The organism is Zobellia barbeyronii, assembly GCF_018603515.1.
In the GTDB taxonomy this organism is placed as follows: domain Bacteria; phylum Bacteroidota; class Bacteroidia; order Flavobacteriales; family Flavobacteriaceae; genus Zobellia; species Zobellia barbeyronii.
Genome location: NZ_JACATN010000002.1, coordinates 517,710 through 544,029 on the forward strand (window position 1 = coordinate 517,710; position 26,320 = coordinate 544,029).

General features: G+C 35.7%; 22 protein-coding genes and 1 other RNA gene. 14 read left to right on the forward strand and 9 right to left on the reverse strand.

The features are described 5' to 3' along the window. The first annotated feature begins 422 nt into the window (after positions 1-422). The 5 genes from panB to HW347_RS06670 all read left to right on the forward strand — a co-directional run bounded on the left by panB (position 423) and on the right by HW347_RS06670 (position 5,150). On the forward strand, positions 423-1,241 hold the full coding sequence (gene panB, locus HW347_RS06650) for a 3-methyl-2-oxobutanoate hydroxymethyltransferase (protein ID WP_155595938.1): 819 nt from the start codon (positions 423-425) through the stop codon (positions 1,239-1,241). Positions 1,242-1,274: 33 nt separating this feature from the next. Then, complete coding sequence (locus tag HW347_RS06655) at positions 1,275-1,973, forward strand: RluA family pseudouridine synthase (RefSeq protein WP_214611129.1); 699 nt, start codon at positions 1,275-1,277, stop codon at positions 1,971-1,973. Positions 1,974-2,006: 33 nt separating this feature from the next. Then, complete coding sequence (locus tag HW347_RS06660) at positions 2,007-2,558, forward strand: DUF4252 domain-containing protein (protein WP_214611130.1); 552 nt, start codon at positions 2,007-2,009, stop codon at positions 2,556-2,558. A 120-nt stretch (positions 2,559-2,678) separates the two neighbouring features. Beyond that, positions 2,679-3,347, forward strand: coding sequence for an RluA family pseudouridine synthase (locus HW347_RS06665; protein WP_214611131.1), 669 nt, complete (start codon positions 2,679-2,681; stop codon positions 3,345-3,347). A 156-nt stretch (positions 3,348-3,503) separates the two neighbouring features. Continuing rightward, a complete protein-coding gene (locus HW347_RS06670; RefSeq protein WP_214611132.1) occupies positions 3,504-5,150 on the forward strand; it encodes an amidohydrolase in 1,647 nt (548 codons plus the stop codon). A gap of 86 nt (positions 5,151-5,236) precedes the next feature. Here HW347_RS06670 and HW347_RS06675 read toward each other — a convergent pair whose 3' ends face one another. Both HW347_RS06675 and HW347_RS06680 read right to left on the reverse strand, forming a co-directional pair. Continuing rightward, positions 5,237-6,100, reverse strand: a complete 864-nt coding sequence (locus HW347_RS06675) for a DMT family transporter (protein WP_225901841.1) — start codon at positions 6,098-6,100, stop codon at positions 5,237-5,239. A gap of 3 nt (positions 6,101-6,103) precedes the next feature. Then, positions 6,104-7,648, reverse strand: a complete 1,545-nt coding sequence (locus HW347_RS06680; protein ID WP_155595934.1) for a hypothetical protein — start codon at positions 7,646-7,648, stop codon at positions 6,104-6,106. A gap of 308 nt (positions 7,649-7,956) precedes the next feature. On the opposite strand from HW347_RS06680, the gene HW347_RS06685 reads away from it, so the two are divergent. Both HW347_RS06685 and leuB read left to right on the forward strand, forming a co-directional pair. Continuing rightward, positions 7,957-9,126, forward strand: a complete 1,170-nt coding sequence (locus HW347_RS06685; protein WP_214611133.1) for a 2-isopropylmalate synthase — start codon at positions 7,957-7,959, stop codon at positions 9,124-9,126. 142 nt (positions 9,127-9,268) lie between these two features. Further along, the gene (gene leuB, locus HW347_RS06690) at positions 9,269-10,387 is read left to right on the forward strand and encodes a 3-isopropylmalate dehydrogenase (protein WP_214611134.1); all 1,119 of its coding nucleotides are present in this window, start codon (positions 9,269-9,271) and stop codon (positions 10,385-10,387) included. A 3-nt stretch (positions 10,388-10,390) separates the two neighbouring features. Here the strand turns inward: leuB and HW347_RS06695 are convergent, their stop codons facing one another. Further along, positions 10,391-11,614, reverse strand: a complete 1,224-nt coding sequence (locus HW347_RS06695) for a peroxiredoxin family protein (protein WP_214611135.1) — start codon at positions 11,612-11,614, stop codon at positions 10,391-10,393. Positions 11,615-11,744: 130 nt separating this feature from the next. Here HW347_RS06695 and pheT point away from each other — a divergent pair, with 130 nt between their 5' ends. Next, positions 11,745-14,171: a phenylalanine--tRNA ligase subunit beta gene (pheT, locus tag HW347_RS06700; RefSeq protein WP_214611136.1), complete on the forward strand. Its 2,427-nt coding sequence runs from the start codon at positions 11,745-11,747 to the stop codon at positions 14,169-14,171. Positions 14,172-14,201: 30 nt separating this feature from the next. On the opposite strand, the gene HW347_RS06705 is transcribed toward pheT, so the two are convergent. Continuing rightward, positions 14,202-14,765, reverse strand: a complete 564-nt coding sequence (locus HW347_RS06705; protein ID WP_214611137.1) for a fasciclin domain-containing protein — start codon at positions 14,763-14,765, stop codon at positions 14,202-14,204. 195 nt (positions 14,766-14,960) lie between these two features. On the opposite strand from HW347_RS06705, the gene HW347_RS06710 reads away from it, so the two are divergent. After that, on the forward strand, positions 14,961-15,677 hold the full coding sequence (locus tag HW347_RS06710; protein ID WP_214611138.1) for a hypothetical protein: 717 nt from the start codon (positions 14,961-14,963) through the stop codon (positions 15,675-15,677). Positions 15,678-15,757: 80 nt separating this feature from the next. Here HW347_RS06710 and HW347_RS06715 read toward each other — a convergent pair whose 3' ends face one another. Together HW347_RS06715 and HW347_RS06720 are read right to left on the reverse strand one after the other, a co-directional pair. Beyond that, positions 15,758-16,894 (reverse strand): hypothetical protein, encoded by a 1,137-nt coding sequence (locus HW347_RS06715; protein WP_214611139.1) that lies wholly within the window; start codon positions 16,892-16,894, stop codon positions 15,758-15,760. A 143-nt stretch (positions 16,895-17,037) separates the two neighbouring features. After that, positions 17,038-18,666, reverse strand: a complete 1,629-nt coding sequence (locus HW347_RS06720) for an ABC-F family ATP-binding cassette domain-containing protein (protein ID WP_214611140.1) — start codon at positions 18,664-18,666, stop codon at positions 17,038-17,040. A gap of 180 nt (positions 18,667-18,846) precedes the next feature. On the opposite strand from HW347_RS06720, the gene HW347_RS06725 reads away from it, so the two are divergent. Beyond that, complete coding sequence (locus tag HW347_RS06725; RefSeq protein ID WP_214611141.1) at positions 18,847-20,229, forward strand: transaldolase; 1,383 nt, start codon at positions 18,847-18,849, stop codon at positions 20,227-20,229. Between the two features lie 98 nt (positions 20,230-20,327). Here HW347_RS06725 and fsa read toward each other — a convergent pair whose 3' ends face one another. The 3 genes from fsa to ffs all read right to left on the reverse strand — a co-directional run bounded on the left by fsa (position 20,328) and on the right by ffs (position 22,079). Then, positions 20,328-20,981: a fructose-6-phosphate aldolase gene (gene fsa, locus HW347_RS06730; protein WP_214611142.1), complete on the reverse strand. Its 654-nt coding sequence runs from the start codon at positions 20,979-20,981 to the stop codon at positions 20,328-20,330. A 72-nt stretch (positions 20,982-21,053) separates the two neighbouring features. Continuing rightward, complete coding sequence (locus HW347_RS06735) at positions 21,054-21,863, reverse strand: SDR family oxidoreductase (protein ID WP_214611143.1); 810 nt, start codon at positions 21,861-21,863, stop codon at positions 21,054-21,056. A gap of 117 nt (positions 21,864-21,980) precedes the next feature. Continuing rightward, positions 21,981-22,079, reverse strand: an RNA gene (ffs, locus tag HW347_RS06740) — signal recognition particle sRNA small type. Between the two features lie 138 nt (positions 22,080-22,217). Between ffs and HW347_RS06745 the strand changes: the two genes are divergently transcribed. The 4 genes from HW347_RS06745 to HW347_RS06760 all read left to right on the forward strand — a co-directional run bounded on the left by HW347_RS06745 (position 22,218) and on the right by HW347_RS06760 (position 26,304). Further along, positions 22,218-23,270 carry a glutaminyl-peptide cyclotransferase gene (locus tag HW347_RS06745; RefSeq protein WP_214611512.1) on the forward strand — a complete coding sequence of 351 codons (1,053 nt, stop codon included), beginning with the start codon at positions 22,218-22,220 and terminating at the stop codon, positions 23,268-23,270. Continuing rightward, positions 23,271-23,666 (forward strand): acyl-CoA thioesterase, encoded by a 396-nt coding sequence (locus HW347_RS06750; protein WP_214611144.1) that lies wholly within the window; start codon positions 23,271-23,273, stop codon positions 23,664-23,666. An 83-nt stretch (positions 23,667-23,749) separates the two neighbouring features. After that, positions 23,750-25,294 (forward strand): choice-of-anchor Q domain-containing protein, encoded by a 1,545-nt coding sequence (locus HW347_RS06755; protein WP_214611145.1) that lies wholly within the window; start codon positions 23,750-23,752, stop codon positions 25,292-25,294. A 278-nt stretch (positions 25,295-25,572) separates the two neighbouring features. Then, on the forward strand, positions 25,573-26,304 hold the full coding sequence (locus HW347_RS06760; protein WP_214611146.1) for a LytR/AlgR family response regulator transcription factor: 732 nt from the start codon (positions 25,573-25,575) through the stop codon (positions 26,302-26,304). The last annotated feature ends 16 nt before the right edge of the window (positions 26,305-26,320 follow it).

A 26,320-nucleotide genomic window follows, 5' to 3' on the forward strand; every position in this document is an offset into this window, starting at 1 on the left:
ATAAATATAGGGAATACCAAACATTTACTTTGGTATTTATTTATCCAATCATGATACTATGACCTAGTCTGGTTTTTATTTTCTGTCCTTGTTTGTTAAGCATTTCATGATACCACTATTATCCAATAACATTTTCTTCATAGATTAAGAATCTTGTGGACAAAAGCTGCAAAAAAAAAATATGCTTACATTCTTTGGAACGGCCCTATCTTAGACTTTTTGTGCTAAAAAAATCAGGCTAATAAGAAAAAAGGCCATTACAATAGAATTTTCTTCGGTTTCAATTATATCAAACCTCATTAATATAACGTTTAGAACGAGCATGTTAAAAAGGTCTGAGGGGTTACAATCTATAAGAAGCCCACGTGTCACCTTTAAACCCAACATTTTCCTTACATTTATCACATCAAAATAAAACCACTATGTCAACGGCAAAGAAAGAATATAAAAGAGTAACAGTTAAGTCTCTAGTAGACATGAAAAAACACGGCGAAAAAATATCTATGCTTACTGCATATGATTATTCTATGGCCAAGATTGTAGATTCGGCAAATGTTGATGTTATTCTTGTAGGTGATTCTGCCAGTAATGTTATGGCAGGTCATGAGACCACTTTACCTATTACGTTAGATCAGATGATTTACCACGCTGCCTCAGTTATTCGTGCTGTAGAAAGGGCTTTAGTGGTGGTTGACTTACCTTTTGGTAGCTACCAGAGTGATTCTAAGGAAGCGCTTCGTTCTGCAATTCGTATTATGAAAGAAAGTGGTGGCCATGCTGTAAAACTTGAAGGAGGAGAAGAAATAAAAGAGTCGGTTAAAAAGATACTAAAAGCAGGTATTCCTGTTATGGGTCATTTAGGACTTACTCCACAATCCATCTATAAATTTGGGACCTATACCGTTCGTGCCAAAGAGGAAGAAGAAGCCGAAAAACTAATTGAAGATGCCAAACTTCTTGAAAGATTAGGTTGTTTTGCTATTGTATTGGAGAAAATACCGGCTGCTTTGACCAAGAAAGTTTCTGAAAGTATCTCTATACCTACCATAGGTATTGGTGGAGGTAAGCATGCGGATGGGCAAGTACTTGTTATTCACGATTTATTGGGAATGACACACGAGTTCAATCCAAGGTTTTTACGCCGTTACATGAACCTATACGAAGAAATGGGTAATGCTATTTCTCAATATGTTACCGATGTAAAAAGCAAGGATTTCCCGAACGACGAGGAGCAGTATTAATTGCATTTTTCTAAACTCTAATCCTTTGTTCTAGTGGCCGATAAAGTTATTTCCGACCCAAAAAATCTATTGGTATTGTTTGAAGACAATCACTTAATCGCCATTAATAAGCGGCCCGGTGATATTGTTCAAGGCGATAAGACTGGTGATATGCCCTTAAGCGAGGTCGTTAAGCTTTACATTAAAGAGAAATTCAATAAGCCCGGCAATGTCTACTTAGGTGTTGCCCACAGGCTAGACCGCCCTACTTCCGGTATTGTTGTATTTACAAAAACCTCTAAAGCCTTGCCTCGTCTAAATAAGCTGTTCGCAGAAAAAGAGGCGAAAAAGACCTATTGGGCCATTGTCAAGAACCTACCAAAAAAGAACGAGGATACACTTACCCACTGGTTAAAGCGAAACAATAAACAGAATAAGTCGTACGCTCATATTAAAGAAATTCCGGAAAGTAAGAAAGCCATTCTAGATTATAAGGTGATTAAAAAACTGGACCGGTACTATCTTCTTGAAATTAACTTGCATACCGGGCGCCATCATCAAATTAGAGCACAATTAGCTGCTATTGGTTGCCCCATAAAAGGCGACCTTAAATATGGTTTTGACCGTAGCAATCCTAATGCAAGTATACACTTACATGCACGCAGACTTTCCTTTATTCACCCTGTTCGAAAAGAACCTATAGAAATCGTGGCCAAACCACCGGAAGACCCAGTTTGGAACGCTTGTTGTTAAAAACAGTATATTTAACTGTATAAACACTAGACCATGATTAAGAGAACACTATTCATTTGCAGTCTTGTGCTGCTAGCATCTTGTAGCACCTATAATTCAATTGACACCTTTTACAACGCCCACAAAGAAGACAATCATGTAACAGCGGTACGCGTACCCCGTTTTATGCTTTCCCTAATTGGCAATATTTCTCCGGAGATGAAATCATTGGTAGGCAACACTAGAGATTTACGTTATATGTCCTTCCCTAGCACTACAGCAGAAAAATCTGAATTTTTAAACAAGCAAATGAACGGTATTACCGGCAACTCTTTTATTGAAGTGTACCGTAAGAATGACGAGCTAAAAAGGAATGTTGTGAGTATCCGAGAAAAGCGTGATGCCGTAAAAGAAATATTGATTTACAATAACAATAACCAGAACGGTTCTTTCCTTTATTTTAATGGTGATTTTGACCCTGTAAAAGTCCGCCAAATGGCACAAAATGAAGAATTTCAGAAATTAGGTGATGGTCTTATTAACCAATATCAAGGAGGAAGTTTTACTCCTGGGATTAATGAAGGGAATGAGAATGAAGAGAAATAATTAACCCTTATTTATCTTCCAATAGCTAATTGAAGCATGTCAACACTCAATAATCCAGCTGGGAATTATACATCTAAAATGTATTAGTATTACTTTTGAAATTCGCAACTAAAACTATTAATGACGAATCTTGAAATAGTATATGAGAACAACGATTATATAGTCGTTAATAAAAAGTCTGGTCTTATAAGTGAAAAAAGTCCTTACGAAGATTGTACTGTAGAAAGTCAAGTTCTCAATCACCTCTTAAAAAGCAAACGGAAGCCTTACATAGGAGTGATACACAGGTTAGATCGTGTAACAAGTGGCGTATTGGTCTTTGCAAAGAAGAAAAGCATTCTTGTAGAATTCAATGACCTATTTGCCAAACGTAAGGTTCAAAAAACGTATTTAGCAATTGTCAAAAATAAACCCAAAAAGAGCAAAGGGAATTTGGTGAATTTTCTTGTCAAAAACAATCAAGAAAAAAGAGCGGACATAGTCCAAACTAAATCAAAAGAATCGCTACAATGTATTCTTTCCTATAAACTTATAGACCATAACGATTTTGGTTATTTACTAGAGCTAAAGCCAAAAACCGGTAGATTCCATCAAATAAGAGCACAATTAGCCCATTTAGGCCTTCCTATTATTGGGGATGAAAAATATGGTTCCGATCAGTCTTACCTTCCCCTTTCCGTTTGCCTTCACGCGTGGAAACTTACCTACCAATTACCAGGTTCTGAAGAATTAAAAACTTTTGAGGCTCCTTTGCCTAAGAATAAATTTTGGGAATTCAAATCAATTTAGATTGGCCTCCTAAATTTCTGCATGCTAATTTATTCATAAGGTTTGTGTAAATTTATGATATAATTAAACTTTTCTTTAGAGCTAAGTTGATGCTTGAATTCATCTCCTACTTCAACATTATTCATAACATCTGAGTTATTTTAATTCCCGTAAAAAATGAAAAAAATTTTCTTTTCTCTTTTAATCACTATATCCTTAATCTCTTGTAAAACGAATAATCTAGAAGCAGACCTTCTGGTTACCAATGCTACAATATGGACAGGGAATCCAGAGTCACCAAAAGCAGAGGCAATGGCCATTAAAGGAGATTCCATTTTAGCTATTGGCTCATTCAAAGATTTAGAAAAATTTAAAGGAGAATCTACCGAAATACTAGATGTTAACGGAAACTTTATTACACCAGGGTTTATAGATGCCCATGTTCATTTATTAATGGGCGGAAATAGTCTTTTAAGTGTTCAGCTAAGAGATACTAAAACTCAACAAGAATTCATTGATAGAATAGCTTCATTTGCTAAAAAAATTAAACCTAACCAATGGATAGTAGAAGGGAATTGGGACCACACACTTTGGGGAGGCGAACTACCTAGTAAGGAATGGATTGACGAGTTTACCACAGACAACCCTGTAGCCATTTACAGAATGGACGGTCATATGATTTTAGCCAATTCAGCAGCTCTAAAAATAGCAGGAATAGACAGAAATACTCCCGATGTTGAAAACGGAGAAATCGTAAAAGACTCAGAAGGAAACCCAACAGGCATTCTAAAAAGCAAAGCCATGTATTTAGTGTTGAATAAAATTCCTGTTCTTTCCATTTCGGAGAAAGAGGATGCAATTAATACTGCCCAAAATTATTTGCTTTCTCAAGGCGTTACTACTATTCATGATGTGGATAGTTTAGGCGGCTTTGAAGTAGCCCAGAAAATGTACACCAATAACAAGTTAAAAGTAAGGATGTATACCGCAGAACCACTCTATAAATGGGAATCAGTATCCAAAACGGACAAAAGCGAAAAATGGCTGAAAAACGGGTTACTCAAAAGTTTTGTTGATGGCTCTTTAGGTTCTCATACCGCTGCCTTTAACGAACCCTATTCTGATAAATTAGATGACAACGGTCTGTTCATTGTAAATGAGGATAGTTTGTTTAGTCAAATTATAAATGCAGATAACAAAGACTTACAAGTTACCGTCCACGCTATTGGTGACAGAGCAAATAACAAATTGTTAAATATCTATGAGCGTGTTATTAAAAAGAACGGCAATAAGGATAGAAGATTAAGAATAGAGCACGCCCAGCATTTAACAACAGAAGACATCAAACGCTTTTCAAAACTGAATGTTATTGCCAGTGTACAACCATATCACGCTATTGATGATGGTAGATGGGCAGAGGAACTTATTGGTCCGGAACGTATAAAAACCACCTATGCTTTTAAGTCGTTATTAGATGCAAATACAACCTTAGTTTTTGGCAGTGATTGGCCTGTTGCACCTGCCTCTCCTCTTTATGGCATGTATGCGGCCGTTACCCGTCAAACCCTAGATAATAAAAACCTTGGAGGCTGGGTTCCAGAACAAAAAATTAATATTGAGCAAGCTTTAACTGCGTATACCCAAAATGGCGCTTACAGCTCATTTGATGAAAATATAAAGGGGACTTTGGAACCAGGAAAACTAGCGGATTTTGTCATTCTAAATGAGAATTTGTTAACCATAAAACCTGAAAAACTAAAGGATGTAAAAGTTTTACAAACCTACGTTGGAGGTAAACAAGCTTTTAATAAAAATATAGATTGAACAGAGGAATTGTAAATGAACTTTTTCTAAAACATTGCTCTTTTAAGGTTATGACTAAAGTCTAGACCACATATTTTATTGTGCTCTCAACGATATGACCGAACACTCTCTACTATCACAGAAATTAATATTAAACATCCACCAACTACTGTAGACCACGCAGGAATCTCAGAAAGTAACAAAGCACCAATCAGAATACCATAAACAGGTTGAATACTACTTAAAATACTAATGGTTGTAATAGAGAAGTATTTAAAACAGTTTACAAACATGGTATGTCCAAAAACGGTGGTAACAACTGCCAATCCTAATATTCCTTGCCATTGACTTGGAACCGTTTCTAAGTCATAATAAAAGAAAGCAGGTATAAGCATACAACATATTACCGCCATTTGGTATGCCATTAGAACAGACCCCTCATACCTACTCACCTGCTTTTTCAACATAAGATTACGCACGGCATAACAGAGCGCCGAGAATACTCCAAAGCCAATAGCAACGGTTGAGCTATTTTCAAAACTAAAATCTGGAACCAGAAAATATATACCGCAGAGAACCAAAAAACCCAGAAGCAAGTGCATTTTTTGAAATCTAGTTTTCAAAAATAATGGTTCTAGAAAAGCCGTAATTACAGGATATGTAAATAACGAAAGCATACCTATAGCCACATTAGATTTTTGTAACGCTACAAAATAGGCCAACCAATGCAATCCCATAAGAACACCACTTATGAGTATTGGTCCCCTATCCTTACTACTCAAACCAAAGGAGATACCTTTAAAACGACAGTAGAGAAATAATAAAACCAGCGCAATAAAAGAACGGATACCTATGGTAACGGCCACTGGTAGCTCTATGAATCTACCCAAAGGGCCAGAAGTACTCAAGAGTACCATTGCCAAATTGATTTCCAGAAAATTCTTTAGATTAAACGAAGTACCTGAATCCAAATGCTATCTCTTTACGGCCATAGCCTTTTCACGAATAATATCTGCCACAGGCCTGTTTTCTAGGTGACTCTCCAACCATGAAATAATATCCAAGTATAAGAAAGCCCTCTTTTCATACGGGTGATTTTCGTATTTCTTCAGTTCCGTGTGTAGTTTTTGAAATTCGTTTTTTAGCTCGCTAGGGAAAATGTTACCCAAGTTTCTAAGAAACTTAATCATCTCTTTCTGAACGGCATGAAGGTCGTTCATCTTCAACAAGAACTTATAAGTACTCTTAAGCTGAATTTCCAAGTGATAATCCATACCCGCTTCATAATGTGCAACCAAGCTTAAAACTCTGGCAAAACACATCAAATCCTCGCGCATTTTGAGGTTTTTGTTATTTATAATTTTTTTAAGGTACTGAATGCAGGTTTTATTATCACCTATACCAAAATACAAACAAGCAATTTTATAGTACAACACCATAATATGGTGCGCATCTATTCTATCCTTATGTTTATTAATTCCGTACTCTATAATTTTTACGAGATATACCCCTTTATTAAACGTACCCTCTAAAAAATGAAGGTTCAGTTTATTGGCATTTATGTATAAAAAAGCCAAAGAAGAAATATTATCATTTTTAGGAAAATCGGTACTACCTACCACCGTTTCAAGGCGATCTAATACTTCTCTAAAATGCGAACTGTATTTTACATAGAATATAGATTCTAGCAAGTAATGGTTTCCTTTTAAGAAGAAAACCGGATTCAGGTTTATCTGCTCTTCATGCTCGTAAAAAAGGTCTACCCATTTACTGGCATACTTATAAGAAGAAAGAAAATCTTGGGTCAAAAAACTATACCAAAGGTGCGCCTTGTATAACCATAATTTTTCTCTAAAGCCTAAATCCTTTAATTGGTATTTTGGTAAATGTTTCTCAAAATAATTTTTAACACGCGTATAATCCTCATCACTTCTAACATAACCAACTTTAAGCATAATGCCATACAGTTGCAACGATAGGTTAGACAGTTTACTAGTCATAACATTCTGAGCAGAAAGTTCTTTAGCCTGTATAGCTAGCTCATCTGCCCTATCCGGAATACTACGTGTAATGTATTGAGTTTCAATAATTTTTTCCAACTCCACTATTTCGTAGGCAATATTCTTCTCCTCATTCTCTATGGCAGTAGATTTTGCCTTATCAAGAATTTTTAAGCTTTGTTTATAAAGTCCCTTTTGATAAAGAATTGTCGCAAAATCTAGCTGCTCACGAATCTGCACCCGAAAATTCTGATTCACGGGATTTAGTCTTAAACTGACTAAAATTTGCTTATAAAGATGTGCTTTAAGATTAGATAATTGCGCTTTTTTGACAATACCGGTCTCTAAAATCACCTTCTCATCATACTTTCTAATTTTATCCATTAGGTTGAATAATGCTAGAAATTTAGCATCAGTATTCACCCCTAAACGCCCTACATATAATTTGAATTGGCGCTTTTCCGATTTTGAAAGGGATTTTACCAGCACGAACAAAGCATCTCTATGCGCATTTGTCATCGTAAAAAATATTATTTAATTTACTTAATATCAGTGTTTTATATACCCTGAAAACCAGCTTAACATTGTACTATTTTATGCATGTACTAGGTGGTTCGTTCTATTGGTTATATATTCGTATTGAACTTTATTGCTATTTTTTGTTTAAAACATAACATATAGGCCATTGTACGGTAATCAAATCCCTTTTTTAGTAAAAGACAGGGCTAAGGTTATTAAAAATGTTGATATAACAGTACAAAATATGATATTTGTAGACAAGATAAAAGTTGCAAGCAGTTCCTAAGTTAGCTAAACTACAAGATATAATGAGTAAAGATAAGGTACAAATTTTTGATACAACGCTTCGTGATGGTGAACAGGTACCCGGTTGTAAATTAGATGCAGAACAAAAATTGGTCATTGCCGAAAGGTTAGACTTTTTAGGTGTAGATATTATTGAGGCTGGTTTTCCCGTATCAAGTCCTGGTGATTTTAAATCTGTTACCGAAATATCAAAACTCGTTAAGAATGCAACAGTTTGTGGACTTACACGTGCGGTACGTAAAGATATTGAAGTAGCTGCCGAGGCTCTTAAATATGCTAAGAGAGCGCGTATCCATACAGGAATAGGTACCTCTGATTCTCATATAAAATATAAGTTCAACTCCAACAAAGATGCCATAATAGAGCGTGCTATTGATGCCGTTAGTTATGCTAAAACCTTTGTTGAAGATGTAGAATTTTATGCTGAAGATGCTGGCCGTACAGATAACGAATTCTTGGCACGAGTCTGCGAAGCTGTCGTAAAAGCTGGCGCCACTGTGTTGAACATTCCTGATACAACAGGCTATTGTTTGCCAGATGAGTACGGAGCAAAAATAAAATACCTTAAAGAAAACGTAACCGGAATTCATAAAGCTATACTTTCTTGCCACTGCCATAATGATTTAGGTTTGGCAACAGCAAACTCAATTGCCGGTGTAATTAATGGTGCCCGTCAAATAGAATGTACTATTAACGGTATTGGTGAAAGAGCAGGAAATACTTCTTTGGAAGAAGTGGTAATGATTTTAAGACAACATCCTAGCTTAAACTTAGATACGAACATCAACAGTAAATTACTTTTTGATACGAGCCAGATGGTTTCTCAAAAAATGGGAATGATGGTACAGCCTAACAAAGCTATTGTTGGTGCTAACGCTTTTGCCCATAGTTCTGGAATTCACCAAGACGGTGTCATTAAGAATAGGGAAACCTATGAAATTATTGATCCTGCAGATGTTGGTGTAAACGAATCTTCTATTGTACTTACCGCTAGAAGTGGTAGAGCAGCTTTGGCTTATAGAGCTAAATTAGTAGGATTTGAATTAACGAAACTTCAGCTTGATGAGGTGTATCAAGAGTTCTTGAAGTTTGCTGATGAAAACAAGGAAATTACAGACCAAGACATTCCAAAAATCATAGAAGCTAGCAATATTACTATCGAAAGTATTTAATAGCGAATACTCTAGAGAATTCATCATTTATATTTTAATGTTTTTTTGGCGATTATGTCATTAAAATTTTTAATCTTAGCCCCCTATGATTTAAACTCCTTTTTTGTAGTTTTTTAAATCTGGCACACTAAAAATTCTCTAGATGCAACTAAAAATTGCCCTCCTTGGCGGTGACGGTATTGGTCCCGAAGTATTGGCCCAATCTGTAAAATGCCTAAAAGCGATCGAAGAAACGTTCAACCACAGGTTTGAACTTGTTGAAGCTCCTTTTGGAGCTATTGCTATATCCGGTTCCGGAAAACCTTTGCCAAATAAAACTTTGGAATTATGTAAAGCATCTGATGCTATTCTTTTGGGTGCTATTGGTTCTTTAGAGTACGACAACAATCCTGAAGCTAAAGTAAGACCGGAACAAGGTCTATTGAGAATACGTAAAGAGCTAGGTCTTTTTGCCAGCATCAGACCCATAAAAATGTTTCCTGCCTTTTTGGGGAATTCACCATTAAAAAGAAACATTGTTGAAAATACCGATATGGTTATTTTCAGAGAACTTACAGGTGGAATATATTTTGGACAAAAAACTTTAAGCGAAGATGGCACCACTGCCTCTGACCTTTGTACCTACTCTGAAGGTGAAATCAGTCGCATCACACACCTTGCTTTTAAGTCAGCCAAAAAAAGAAGAAAAAAACTAACCTTAGTAGATAAGGCAAATGTGCTGGAAACTTCTAGACTTTGGCGTAAGACGGTAACAGAAATTTCTAAAAGTTACCCAGATGTAGAATTTGAATGTCTTTTTATAGATAATGCAGCCGTACAAATGATGTTGAACCCGCGCCAGTTTGATGTGGTTTTAACAGACAATATGTTCGGTGATATTCTATCTGACCAAGGCAGTGTTATTCTTGGCTCTGTTGGCTTGTTACCTTCTGCTTCGGCAGGAATTGATAATGCCATGTTTGAACCTTTTCACGGTTCATACCCACAAGCAAAAGGAAAAAATATAGCTAACCCTGTCGCTTCTATTTTAAGCACAGCTATGTTATTACAACATTTCAACCTTAATGAAGAAGCCAACGCTATCGTAGCCGCTGTTCACAAATCTTTCGTGAAAAAAGTAGTTACCGCAGATGTTCTAGGAAGCAGTAAATACGGAACCGATTATGTGGGTGATTTCATTTCCGAAAACATTGTTGAATCAGATGAAAATCAGAGTATAAATGACGAGAATATTGGCCTAGGAAAATCTACAATTATATAACCATTATTCGTTCAATAGCATTTTAACATAGGTGTCAAATTCCTTTTTAAAACGCGTATACTTTTCACCAGTAGCCGGACCATTAAATCCTGTATGAATCTTTCTTACATTCCCTTTTTTATCAATAAAAACGGTAGTTGGGTAAGAAAGAACCTTATTTAACATCGGTAATTTTTGTTGAGCCTTTTCTTTATCAGATGCTCCATACTGCGCTAATAAGATAGGATAATCCACACCTATCTGTTCTTTAAGTCGCTCAATGCTCTTATTCGCAAGTTCTGCAGTTTTAGCATACTCAAAAGCAAGGGCTACCATCTCCATACCCTCTACCCTATTATCTTTCATATAATTGACGTAGAATTTAGTCTCATCCAAGCAATTTGGACACCAAGACCCCATAATCTGTACGAGCACAACTTTATTTTGAAACTTTGTATCCGTCAATGACACAATGTTTCCTTCCGTATCTGGAAATGAGAAAGCTAGTTTATCATAGCCTTCTTTTAAAAAAGTGAGCGAGTCTGCCTCTGGCAATTCAAAACTGTCGTTTCGCTTGGCTACAAATGGTTCTTGAAAATGCTTATCAGAATAAAAAATACCATTAAGGGTGCTATCTGTAACTTTAGCTAAGAACAAAAATGCATGTGCCCCATCAAAAGCAGACAGTTTTAACGAATCTCCAGTAACCACACCTTCCAGATATCTATAATCTCCGGTAGTGGTTCTAAACGTTCCCGTTACCTTATCTCCATTCTCTGCAAAAATTCCTTTTGCCATATAACTGTCAGGAGTACCTTGGCTAAATTCGGTTTCCCAAATACCGGATACATTTATAGCAGGTGGTTGATCAACAGTAAAACGCTCTTTCTCTCCATAGAAAGCTTCAAAAGGAACTACCCTATCCAAGCTCTCCTTAATAAAATCACCTTTTATACGCTTCTGACTAAACTTCCCAACAATATATCCTTCAAAAACAGGTGTTTGAATGCGTATGGAATCTCCGTTAATCGTAATCTCATCCACCTTTATCACTTCGCTGGCATTATAAATTTCCATCACATATGAACCGCTCGCATCTTTTAAAAGATTAAAATTAAAAGGAAGTTTCTCACCATCCATCACTTCTAATTGCCCCAGCCAATCACCTTGAGCAAGCTCACTAGTTTTTTCTTCGTTACAGGAAACCAATACTACTCCAATTACCAATAAAAAAATCAATTTCTTCATTATCACCTCTTTTCTTTAACAATCGTAATAAAACCCGAAAACTTACAACAAAAAAATGAGTAATTCAGTAGCGCTGTATATTGAATGTCTTAATGCATTGTTTTATCTTTACCGCCACTAAAACTTACCGATGCAGATTTCATACAACTGGTTAAAAGATTACCTTAAACTTGATTGGGATTCCAAAAAAACAGGAGAACTTTTAACCGATTTAGGTCTTGAAGTAGAGGGAATCATCCCTTTTGAGTCTATAAAAGGCGGATTAAAGGGTATTGTAGTAGGACATGTTCTTACTTGCGAAAAGCACCCTAATGCCGATAAACTAAAAATTACTACCGTAGATGTAGGAACTGGTACACCCGTAAAAATAGTTTGTGGCGCCCCTAATGTTGCCAAGGATCAAAAAGTTCCTGTGGCTACTGTTGGCACCGTACTATATACTCCAGAAGGAAAAGCTTGGAAAATAGGAAAAGGAAAAATTAGAGGAGAAGAAAGCCACGGTATGATATGTGCCGAAGATGAACTAGGGCTAGGCTCTAGCCATGATGGTATACTTGTTCTAGATTCCAAATTGAAACCAGGTACACCTTGTTCCGAGGTTTTTGACGTAGAAATAGATGAGGTCTTTGAAATTGGCCTAACCCCTAACCGCGCAGATGCTATGAGCCATTTTGGTGTAGCAAGAGATTTAAAGGCCGGTTTAAAGCAAAAAGAAATTACCAAAGAACTGATTACACCTTCTATCAGTCATTTTAATATAGATAACCGTTCACTTAAACTTCAGGTTCAAGTAGATGACAGTAAGCTTGTGCCACGTTATGCAGGTATTACGCTAAGTAATTTAGTGGTTAAACCTTCACCTGATTGGTTACAGAACAGATTGCGCGCAATAGGCATCAATCCTATGAATAACCTTGTAGACGCAACTAACTACGTTCTACATGATTTAGGGCAACCTTTGCATGCTTTTGATGCAGATCGCATTCACGGTAAAAAGATAGTTGTAAAAACACTGCCTGCCGGAACTAAGTTCATGACATTAGATGGTGAAGAACGAGAGCTACATGAAGATGATTTAATGATTTGTGATTCTGAAAAACCAATGTGTATTGCCGGAGTTTTTGGTGGTATAAATACTGGTGTTACAGAAAAAACGACTTCTATCTTTCTTGAAAGTGCTTATTTTAATCCTGTAGCGATTAGAAAAACTGCCAAAAGACACGGATTGAATACTGATGCTTCTTTTAGGTTTGAAAGAGGTATTGATATTGAAAATGTAGAATACGCACTTAAACGTGCCGCTTTATTGATAAAAGAAATTGCCGGAGGTGATATTACTTCTGATATTGTTGATTTTTATCCTAAAAGGTTTGATGAGCACCAAGTTTTTCTAACCTTCAAGAAAACGCATTCCCTTGTTGGAGAAGAAATTCCGCAAGACACTATTAAATCAATTTTGGCATCGCTAGACATTAAAGTGAAAAGCGTTACCGAAGCTGGTCTTGGCCTATCAATACCTAGTTACAGGGTTGATGTACAGCGTGAAGTAGATGTTATTGAAGAGATTTTACGTGTTTACGGGTATAACAATATCAATTTTGGAACAAAATTAAACGCTTCTACAGCACCTGTTTCTAAGTTTGATGACTATAAGCTTCAAAGCATAATTGGAGACTTTTTGGCTTCCCAAGGTTTTTATGAAATCATGACCAACAGTTTAACGGCTCCGGGGAATGCTGAATTATTAGACGATAATTCAACTGAGGAGAGCGTAAAAATGTTGAATCCGTTGAGTAACGACCTTTCTGTTTTACGACGTTCTATGTTGTTCACAGGCCTTGAAACTATCTTATACAATAATAACCGAAAGAAACTTAATCTGAAGTTATTTGAATTTGGTAAAACATACGAGAAGAAAAAATCAAAATATATTGAAGACAAACACCTTTGCCTCTATTTGACAGGAAACCGTCATGAAGGTGGTTGGGCCGGTACCGAGAAGACAAACGACTTCTTTTACTCAAAATCTATAGTGACCAATATTTTAAATCGCTTAGGTATATCTGATGTTACTCCCGCGCCAACTTCTAACACTTTATTCTCAGAAGGCTTGAGCTTAAATGTAGGTTCTAAAGAATTGGTCTCTTTTGGAATAGTTAAAAAGTCCATCCTTAAACATATGAGCATAAAACAAGAGGTTCTTTATGCTGATTTTAATTGGAGTAACGTAATAGCTCTTGCTGAGAAAAATAGCATTACTTATCGCGAAATACCTAAATATCCTGAGGTAAAAAGAGATTTCGCTCTTTTACTAGATGAATCCGTTAGTTTCCAAAAGGTTTATGAACTAGGAAGAAAGACAGAAAAGAAACTATTAAAGAACATCAACCTATTTGATGTTTATACAGGAGATAAACTTCCTAAAGGAAAAAAATCTTACGCGGTTAGTTTCACTTTACAGGATAGCCAACGCACATTAACGGACAAACAAATAGACCGTATAATGGGTAAACTAGAGAAAACCTACCAAAACGAGTTAGGAGCGGAATTAAGATAATTAAGAAAAAGGGGAGAATTAAGAAAGCTCTTAAATTTTCCCTGGAAGAATAACACTATCAATTTCGTGAATAACGCCATTACGCTGCTTGGAATCTGCAACTACAATAGTTGCGGTATTCCCAAAGGCATCGTTTAGAATTATATCTATTCCTTCCATAGTGGCCGTAATAATGCCACCTTGAATTGTAGTAAAGGTTGCCTTACCTTCTCCTCTACACATGGCCTTTAATATTTTTGAAGCAGTAATTTGTCCCGCTACAATATGGTAAGTCAACAAATCCCTTAATTCTTTTCTATTTTTTGGATCCAATAACTCCTCTACCGATCTTCCTGCTAGATTAGCAAATGCAAGGTCTGAAGGAGCAAATACAGTAAATGGACCAGCATGGTCTAATAAATCTTCTAAATCTGCAGCCTTCATTACCGCCAAAAGAGTTTGGTGATTTTTAGAAGTCGCGGTAGAATTAACTATGGATTTATTACTATGAGCCTTATTGTAACTTGAAGTTGATGTGCTTACCGTTTCTTGAGCATTAGTTGATAAAAAAACAAAGAATAGAGCGCAAGAGAAGACTTTAGTAAGATTTTTCATATAAATTAAGCAGGGAGTTGTTAAAACGGTCGATTAACGGTTCAAATACCCCGACAAGTTACGATATATCCTATCTATACTGACATATAGTCGCATTCAAATGTTAATTATTAACAAATTATTAACAAATGCTTATGAATTCTATTCTCCTTCTAGTTATAAAATTCTCTAAATTTGAGATATACCCCGTATTTTATGCTCCTAAACAAAGTAAATCTAGAAGAGAAACTTAGCGAAATGGTACGTGAGAAAGACCAAACAATGTTCTTGAACGAATTATACCAAATCTTAGAGCAAGACGCTAAAAGTCGAGAAGAAATTGCTGATAATCTTAAAGAGAAAGACACTTCTCTAACCAATTCTTTTAACCTTGACCTCTTACAAACAAATCGGATTTATCACGTTGACCAAATAAAGAAAATTTGCGTTGATTATAGACTCCGTTTTCTTCCTTCAAATTACTTTAAAGGGGAAATACCTGCAGAAGCTATAGCAGAAATAAAAAGAATTGAAACAACACATGATACAGAGCTAAAAGGTTTTAGAATTCTTGCTCCTTCCAAACTTTTTAAATTAGAAGATAAGGATGACCCCATTATGTTTGCTCCTATTGGCAACAATTATTTCTATCTTATTCACAAATGGGGAAACGACCTTCACCCACTAAGAAAATGGCTAATGTGGCCTTTTAAAAATATTATAAACTTAACTTGCCTTGTAGTTGCGCTAAGTTATTTAATAGCCTTATCTATTCCCGATGGTTTATTCTCCAAGAATAGCACCAGCGCTCAGTTTTTTATAATTTTCTTTTTTATGTTCAAATGTTCAGCTGCGGTTGTTATCTTTTATGGCTTTGCCTTAGGCAAAAATTTTAGCAATGCTATTTGGAACAGCAAATACTTTAATTCTTGACCTTAGACTATATTTCAAGCAAAAAAAGGCATTCTACTGAAGTGTAGAATGCCTTTTTATATTTTATAATGTGGGCTAAATTAATTTATAAAAATAGCTGTCGGTATACCCGTAACATCCATACTGTTTAACAGTTCTGGTTCAGGAGCCGGCTTAATTAGCAATATGCCACCTTTGTTAGCTCCACTTGTCTTTTTATATCCAATTAACATTAAGTTGTTTTCTTCGTCATAACTTACCATTGTTGTTTTTTCAACATTGAATTCAAAATTAAGCTGAGTTTCTGTCATGAAATTTTCGTAAGCATATAGAACGGTTAAATTCTTGCTGAAATCATAGATAGCCGGTATAACAGGAAAAGTACTATATGCTGTTGGTGTCATTTGATAGTACATCTTACCTTCACTATCAAAATGTAATGAGGATGACGTTGTAAAATTTGGCTCCTTGCCTTCTCCATAGCTAGTATAAGAAATAGACATAGTTCCACTGTTCAACGTGCTATGCAAATTATCATAACTAATAATAATATTGTCTTCTGGATTTGTAAAAATACGTCTTACATCAAACCCAACTAATTGGCTATGTATAATACTATTTACATTAGCATCAATTACCGTAATGGAATTTTCTCCTGTAACTTCTTCATCAACCCCTAGCACAAACAATCTCTTATTTGCATAAGCCAACTCAATAGGTCTTTGATCTAGTTCTACATCAACAAAAATAGGTTCGGAAGTTGATACATCCAAAACACGGACATAAAACTCATCTACCGTAGAACTTACCTGAAGTTCATATGCTATATAAAGCTTATCTTCTTCACGCGCTATAGATTTTGCCGTTAGATTACAAGCTCCTAAATCAGAAAAGACATCATAGCTCTTATTACTATCATCATTAAAATCATGAATAGTTAGCATACCACTACAATTGGTCTTTTTACTATAGGTAGTTAATACACTATTCTCTTCAAAAGATAGCTCAGGAAGTGCCATTGCGGCAAATTTGCTTTCCTCTGGTTTTATAGTGAATGCTTCGTCTTCTACATTAAACAGCGTGCCACTAAGGCTACCTTGATTATTGACGATTAAAGTGTAGTTGGCCTGAAGATTATTTTTTTCTTCGCTCTCGCCAAGATCGTCACTATCATTTTTACTGCAGCCCATAAGGACTAATAATGCCATACAGGCGTAGAATAGATTGTAGGTTTTCATCTGTTGCAATTTAATGTTCCTTAAATGGCCCAAGTTGGCAAGATGCCAATTGAACAGAATGGACCTTTTTTAAATTGAAGGTTTGGGTCCTTCAATTTAAAAAACGCCCACTACATCATTTAAGAATACAGGTTTAACAAAAGTTATACCGTTGCAACGTACATTTTATTACGTTGCTCCCGTAATGTCTTGTCAGACATATATTCATCAAACGCCAGATATCTATCTATGTTGCCTTTAGGGGTCAACTCAATGATTCTATCGGCAACCGTCTGTGCAAAGTGGTGGTCATGAGTAGTAAACATAACCGTTCCCTTAAAATTATTAAGGCTATTATTAAATGCGGTAATACTCTCTAAATCTAAGTGATTCGTTGGCTCATCTAACATTACTACGTTAGCTCTGAGCATCATCATTCTACTCAACATACAACGCACCTTCTCACCTCCGGAAAGTACGGTACAAGTTTTTAGGGCCTCTTCACCACTAAAAAGCATTTTACCTAAAAAACCACGGATATAAACTTCTTCTCTTTCTTCTTCTGTCTTAGCCCATTGTCTAAGCCAGTCTACCAAACTTATGTCTTCCTTAAAGAAGTCTGAATTATCTGCAGGCAAATAGGATTGGGTAGTAGTAATACCCCACTGGAATTCACCCTTCTCAGCTTTCTTATGACCATTAATTATTTCATAGAAAGCAGTTGTTGCTCTTGAATCACGAGAAATAATAGCAACTTTATCTCCTTTTGCTAAGTTTAGATTTACATTTTCAAAAAGTAAATCGCCATCTTCTGACTTAGCAGAAAGCCCTTCTACGTTCAATATCTGATCTCCTGCTTCACGTTCTCTTTCAAAGATAATGGCAGGATACCTTCTACTAGAAGGCTTAATATCTTCTATCTTTAGCTTAGATAACATTTTTTTTCTTGATGTAGCTTGCTTACTTTTTGCTACGTTGGCACTAAAACGAGCAATGAATTCCTGTAATTCTTTCGCTTTCTCCTCTGCCTTTTTATTTTGTTGTGCTCTCTGGCGTGAGGCCAACTGGCTACTTTCGTACCAGAATGTATAGTTACCTGAATACACATTCATCTTACCATAATCAATATCTGCAATGCTAGTACAAATGGAATCTAAAAAGTGTCTATCGTGAGAAACAACAATTACTGTATTTTCATAATCGGCAAGGAAATTCTCTAACCAAGTAATAGTTTCATAATCCAAGTCGTTGGTAGGTTCATCCATGATCAACACATCTGGATTACCAAAAAGAGCTTGTGCCAATAACACACGAACTTTAAGTTTTGAATCTATATCTGCCATTAAGGTGTAATGAAACTCTTCGGTTATACCCAAATTTGATAATAACGCCGCGGCATTACTATCTGCGTTCCAACCGTTCATTTCTTCAAACTGAACTTGAAGCTCACCAATCTTATCTGCGTTTTCATCTGTATAATCAGCATAAAGGGCGTCAATTTGCTGCTTTATTGAAAAAAGCGGCTTATTCCCCATTACAACAGTCTCTAGAACTGTAGACTCGTCATATGCGTTGTGGTTCTGCTCCAAGATAGACATACGCTTACCTGGCTCAAGATGTACATGACCTGAAGTAGGGTCTACCTGTCCAGATAGAATTTTTAAAAACGTAGATTTTCCGGCTCCATTTGCTCCAATTACCCCATAACAGTTACCCTGAGTAAAGGTTACGTTCACTTCATCGAAAAGGATCCTTTTTCCGAATTGTACGGATAGATTTGATACCGACAGCATAGATTTCTTTTTAAAATTCGTGCAAAAATACTGAATTTTAATGGCCTAAACCAATAAACTTAAAAAGCATTCACTTCATCTTAAACCTTAACGCAACCCTCTTATTTTTAACTCGCTATTAACAGCAAACCGCCAAAGCGTTGTTTAATTTTGAGCAATACATAGTAAGCTATTACTTATATGAATAGAAAACTACTCTATCTATTTTTTGCTTTTCTTGGAAGTTGTGCTGCAGAAAAAAGTTCACCCAGTGTGTTTTTTTCGGGGGAAATTGTTAATCCTACCAGTGACTACATCGTACTACTTAAAGGAGATGTGGTTATAGATTCTGCGGAATTAGATGATGACAACCGTTTTTCCTTCTCTCTTGATTCTATTACAGAAGGCCTATATCATTTTAACCACGACCCGGAATTACAGTATGTTTATCTAGAAAAAGGAGATAGTCTTGTAGTTCGTCTAAATACTTCGGATTTTGATGAATCCCTAGTTTTTTCTGGAGACGGAGAAGAACTCAATAATTTTCTTTTAGAAGTTTTTTTGGCGCATGAAGATGAAGCCAGTTCTGTCCGATCTATGTACAGGTTGAACCCTGTTGATTTTGAAAGAAATATCGATTCTTTAAAACAACTAAAATTAGAGATACTAAACGATATAGTTACCGAAGGTAAACTCTCCAAAAAAGAGCTGAAGATTGCTAGTGCCAGTGTTGATTATAATTACAACACCTATAAAGAGGAATATCCTTTTAAGCACAAAAGACTTACTGGAGAAAAAATATTAGATGATTTACCTGCTAATTTTTACGATTACAGAAAAGATCTGATTTTTGATGATAAGGATTTAACGTATTTAAGACCTTATTACAATTTCATGATCAATCACATTGGCAACATGTCTTATATGACCTGTTCTCACGCCTGTGCCATCAAAAATAACGTGGTTCGTAATCAGCTTCATTTTAATAAGCACAAACTGCATATTATAGATAGTCTGGTACAGGAAAAAGAGTTGAAAGACAACCTTTTTAGATATGTAGCTTTTGATTATCTATTGAAGGTTCATGATTCCGAAAAAAACAACGAAGAGTTTATTGCTGGTTTTAGAGAACTTAGTAACAATAACAAACACATGGGCGAGATTGATGCTTTGTACGAAGGCATTAAAAACATTCAGCCTAAAAAAGAAATACCTAATGTTGCCGTAACCAGTATAACTGGTGACACAATGACATTAAAGCAAATAGCAGCTAAAAATAATAAAACAGTATTCTATTTTTGGTCTGCCACAGATAGAATGCATTTTGAAAATATTAAAAGAAGGATTGAACAGCTTTCCTCAAAGAAACCGGAGTATTCTTATGTAGGTATCAACATAAAAACTTCAGAAACTAACTGGAAAGCCATGTTAGAGATTTCAGGGTTGGATCAAACAAACCAATACCGTTCTTCTGACTTTGAAGAGCTTACGAAATCACTAGTTATCTACCCTCTTAACAAATGTATTATTACAGATGATAAAGTAATTGTAGATGCATTTGCGAATGTTTACACCTCCTTCTAAGAAAATTAAATAATATAGAATAAAAAAAGGGATGCCATATGGCATCCCTTTTTTTATTTCCCTATTGCAATTAAATTACATTAGGTAAGTACAATGTACTAGTTTCCTTTATTGTAATCTGCTAAGAACTTAGCTAAACCACTATCAGTTAACGGGTGGTTAAGTAGACCTGTAATAGAAGATAATCCACTAGTCATAACATCCGCACCAAGTTTCGCACAATCAATAACGTGCATGGTGTGACGGATAGAGGCAGCCAAAATCTGAGTTTCGAATCCGTAGTTGTCATAAATAAGTCTTATTTCAGAAATTAGGTTAAGACCATCTGTAGAAATATCATCTAATCTTCCAATAAACGGAGAAACGTAGGTAGCTCCTGCTTTAGCAGCCAATAATGCTTGTCCTGCAGAAAAAACTAAAGTACAGTTTGTCTTGATTCCTTTGTCAGAAAAATATTTTAATGCCTTAACACCATCTTTTATCATTGGTATTTTCACAACGATTTGGTCATGTAGCTCAGCCAACTCATCACCTTCCTTAATCATCTCCTTGTAAGTAGTGGAAATAACTTCAGCAGATACATCTCCATCAACAATGTTGCAAATGTCTACATAGTGCTTTAATATATTGTTTCTTCCTGTAATACCTTCTTTAGCCATTAAAGACGGGTTGGTAGTTACGCCATCAAGAACACCAAGTTCTTGTGCTTCCCGTATCTGATCTAAATTAGCTGTGTCTATAAAAAATTTCATTTTTTAGAGTTTATTAGGTTTAAAATTAGATAATTGCTACGCTTTCGAAATCATTTATTTCGAAAAACGAAATTACAACTTATAATGGTTTAGTAATAGTTTCTCGTATACTTTATCTGGCAAAATACTCTTAAGGACTACAGAAAATTTCTGTAAGGGCGAACCTACCTTATAATGCACCTTTGGGTTGGAACTTTCAATAATACCAAGAACTTGCTTCGCTACTGAAATTGGATCATCGCCATTGGACACATCTTCGTTCATCATTTTTAATGTATTGCCATAAGGCTCTTTATATGGCGAGCTCTCCAAAACAGGTGAATGATAACGTCCTGCAGCAATATTTGTAGCAAAATCTCCTGGAGCCAAAGTGGCAATTTTAATCCCAAAAGTTTTGGTTTCCATTCGTAGCGCCTCCGTAAGAATTGATAAAGCGCTTTTTGTTGCTGAATATATTCCCCGGTAGGGTAAACCCATATAGCCTGCTATTGAAGTAATATTGATTATCACTCCCCCATTTTGTTTACGCATTTGGGGCAATACAGCCTGCGCTACTCTAAGTGGTCCATACACATTAGTATCAAAAGCTTTATGAACTTCCTCGGGAGGTGTTTCTTCTATAGGACCGGTAATACCAACTCCTGCATTATTTACTAATACATCTAGCCTTCCTTCCTTTGCTATAATTTTATTTACGGCAGAAACTATACTCTCCTTATCAGAAACATTTAGCTGAAGCAAATCAAAAATTTCAAAATGTTCGTGTTTTGCTAAATTTCTAGTGGTTCCATACACTTTAAACCCTTTGGATTTCAGGTACAAACCTATAGACTTTCCTATACCAGAAGAACCTCCCGTGATCAATACTACTTTTTGCTCCATAAGGTTGCAAAATAACAATAATATAGTGTAGTAGAAAAGAAATTAAACGCTGAAGAGCTATTGAAAGAGAATAGTAAGAAAGATGCCTATTTTTTTGAAGAATTTAAGGCTAAAAAAAATCGGCAAGCTACCTACATCGCACCGCTACGACCGTATACCCTTGCTGCGTTCCCACCCTGGGGGATTCTACAGGAGCTGGTCGTGTAGGACTTGCCGACTGCAAATATACAATCTTTTGTTTCTTTCGCAATCGTTTTACATTCTATTTTTTATATCAACAATTTGTTTTGAGTTCGTTATTTTTGTGCAACTAAAAACACCTGTAAATCAGGCATAACCAAATTTAATTCTGTGATGACAACTCTAAAGTTTTTTCCGCTCTGTCTTTTTTTAATGCTTTTTATGGCTTGTGGAGGCGATAATTCCCCTTCAGCCCTATTCGAAATTCAATTAGAAGGAAACAGTAAAAGCTTTCAGCAAAACCAAAACGTAGCAGTTTCCCTTAAAAATAAGAAAGACAAAACCATAGAAAGCGTAACCTATACTGTAGACGGAAAAGAATTACCGGTCAGTGATGGTAAAATTACATTGAACATGCCTCACTTGGGGGACAAAATACTTAAGGCCAACGTTTCCTATGACGATACGTCTGTAGAGGTTACCAAGCACCTTAAGTTATTGGCGCCAAATGCTCCTGAGATTTATACCTACGAGATAATTGCAGAATACCCTCATGATAATAAGGCATATACTCAAGGTCTTGAATTTCATAACGACACCCTCTACGAAAGTACTGGTAAGAAGGGAAGGTCTTCACTACGGAAAGTAGATTTTAAATCAGGTGAGGTTTTACAACAAGTAGATTTAGATCAAACCTATTTTGGAGAAGGCATTACCATTCTTAACAATAAGATATATATGCTTACTTGGCGTAGTGGTGTTGGCTTTATTTACGATTTAAAGACATTGGATAAAATTGATAATTTTCAATTCGGGGAAAGCAAAGAAGGTTGGGGATTAACGAACGACGGAAAAAAATTATATAAAAGTGATGGAACTGAAAAAATATGGTTTCTAAACCCAGAAACCTTAGTTGAAGAAGGTCATATAGAAACCGTCACCAACAAGTCTATTAATGATAGTGCAAACGAACTGGAATATGTAGATGGAAAAATCTATGCCAATGTATATCAAAAACCTAGCGTAATGATTATTGATGCCAATAGCGGCGCTATTGAAGGTGTTATTAATTTTGGAGGCCTAAGTAGCAAAGTTACCCATCACACCACTTGGAGTGATACAGATAATGTTCTTAATGGAATAGCATACCACCCTGAAAGACAAACGTTTTTTGTTACCGGAAAGGAATGGGACAAAATGTTTGAGGTGAAAATCCAAAAGAAATAAATGCAGAGCTATAAAAAAACAATTACCGTAATAAAAGATGATCTAGATGATCTAGATCACGTAAACAACGTGCGGTATGTACAGTGGATGCAAGACATTTCTAAAGAACACTGGATGAACGCCGCATCTGAGGAAATGCGTAGTGGAATTATTTGGGTGGTTATGACCCATCATATTACCTATAAAAGTGCAGCGGTATTAAATGACGTTATTGAAATGCGCACCTATATTGAAAAAAGTAAAGGCGCAGTTTGTACACGTATTGTAGAGATGCACAATAAGAAGACCAACGAGCTGTTATTAAAGTCTAGCACGGAATGGTGTCTTTTAAATGCTGAGACCTATAGACCCACCCGCATATCAGATGAAATTAAAGAATTTTTCACTACTGCATAACAGTTAAGACTATACTTTTAGACATCAACACTAAATTTAAATGGTTTTTACACCATTAAGAGCTAGATATTTGGAGCATATAAATGAGGTACTACTTAAAAGTCATAACACTTCTTGCCATAATCATCTCTCTGGGTTCATGCCGCAAGGATTTTGAATATACCCCTAGCACCGGAGGTCTTGAATTTTCAAGAGATACCGTTTTCCTAGACACTGTATTTGCAAATATTGGTAGTAGTACGTATAGTTTAAAAGTATACAACCGCAGCAAAGAAGATATTTCAATTCCTTTTATAGGACTGGAACAAGGCGAAACAAGTTCTTACAGGCTTAACGTAGATGGCGTTGCAGGCAAGACATTTGCAGATATCCCACTAATGGCCAAAGACAGTCTTTATATCTTTATAGAGACCACTGTAGATATTCAAGATGAAACTGTAAATCAACTTTTATATACAGATGTACTACAATTTGGTCAGGGTAATAATAGCCAACAAATACCATTGGTAACGCTTGTTCAAGATGCCATTTTTCTTTTCCCTAAAAATAACTCGAATGGACAAAAGCAATCGGTCGCGATTGGTTTTGACAGCAATGGTAATGAGATTCTATCTCCAGGTTTTGAACTTAAAACAGACCAATTACAGTTTACAAATGAGAAACCTTATATAATTTATGGATTTGCCGTAATTCCCAAAGAACAGAAGTTGGTTATAGATGCCGGAGCAAGAATATATTTTCATGAAAATTCTGGCATAGCTGTGCAATCCGAAAGTTCTATAGCTATTAACGGAACATTAAGCACAGACGAACAACTTCTTGAAAATGAAGTGATATTTGAAGGAGATCGCTTAGAACCAGAATATGGAGATGTATCTGGCCAATGGGAGGGCATTCGCATAGCTACCGGTAGTATTGATAATACCATTAACTATCTTACTTTAAAAAATGCTACCATAGGTATTTTCGCCCAAGGAGAATCTTCCTTCTCCTCTCCTACTTTGAACATTAAAAACTCTCAAATTTACAATAGCTCTAAAATTAATTTATGGGGAAAAACTGTTGTCTTAACTGCCCAGAATTTAGTTTTAGGTAGTGCAGGAAATAGCTCTCTCTACTGTAATTTAGGAGGAAGTTATTCTTTTACGCATACTACAATTGCCAATTATTGGACAGAAAGTTACCGACCAAGCGCAGCACTTACCATAAATAATTTTGAACCAAACGGACAAAACGGTTCTACAGGAATCGATTTAGTTAAAGCCGATTTCAAAAATTGTATTATAGATGGAAATGGCAATTTTGAGTTATCTCACAGTTCTAATGGTTCAAATGCCTATAATTTTTTTTTTAGCTCTTGTTTAATCACAGCCAATACCGCTAATATCCCATCAGGCTTTGAAGACTTGTATAATTTTGAAAACAATGAGAATTACGTAAATAGCTTTCTAAACGAACCTTTAGAATTTGTAAACGCCACGCAGAATAATTTTAGATTATTACCCACCTCCTCGGCACTGGATAAAGGAGATAAATTATTTGCTCTTGATGTCCCTTTAGATATTTTAGGTGTAAATCGTAAAGAGCTACCAGATGTTGGAGCATATGAGTTTACTCCCTCGGAATAGCAAGTAATCCAAGTCTTCTTAAACCCTCCAGTTATTAAGTATGTTTTAAGGGTTACCCAGCTCAGTTTTATCTTACAGAAAAAACCAAAATATTTGGGTTTCACATTTCAAGAGAGAGATTTTTAGCTTAAAACGTTAAGGATATCTTAAAAATGTAATCTTTTTCTTTCTAAATCGCTAAAAACCTAGATTTGACGGATAAAAACCCCAGTTATTGTGGGGAATATCTTTATACCTATGTAACTTACTGTCACTAATTTGCATCAAAACAATGTCTCGTGGAATATACTTACACCATAATAGATTCAGATGCGACTTCAAATTTGCAATTACAGCACTATTTGGAGGAATATGGTGATTTTACCTGCGCTGGTCTAGCTCAAAATAGCGCGGAAGGAACTAACATAATCTTAAAATATTTTCCAGACGTAGTTTTCGTTAACCTTAATGAGAATGCTTATGAGTATTTTCATATGGTTATGGAACTTCATCAATATATAAATGATCTTCCTATCATCATTGGCATATCTAAAAATAAAAAATATGCCTACGAAGCTATTAAAAATGGTTTTTTTGATTATTGGTTAAAGCCTTATAATGAATTTGAGATAAGGAAATCCATACTACGCCTTAAAAAAGAAATACCTGCAAAAACAGAGCCTCAAACCATTTGTTTAAAGTCGTATCGGGATTTTCAATATATCAATACAGACGATATTCTTTACCTACAAGCAGACAACAATTCTACTGAATTTGTCATGAAAGACGGAACAATAAACAATGCTTATAAAACGTTAAAGACTTTCGAAAATCAATTACCTAAAAACTTCGTTAGAATTCACCAAAGCTATATTGTCAACACAAATTTTATTTCTCGCATTAGCTACGGAAAATCACATTGCACGTTAAAGCAAAATAAAATGCAATTACCCTTCTCTAAATCTTACAGAGGAAATATTGATGGTTTGAAGACTTTATTGTCGAAAAATACAATTTCCGCGCTTAATTAGATGAATACTCTTAGAA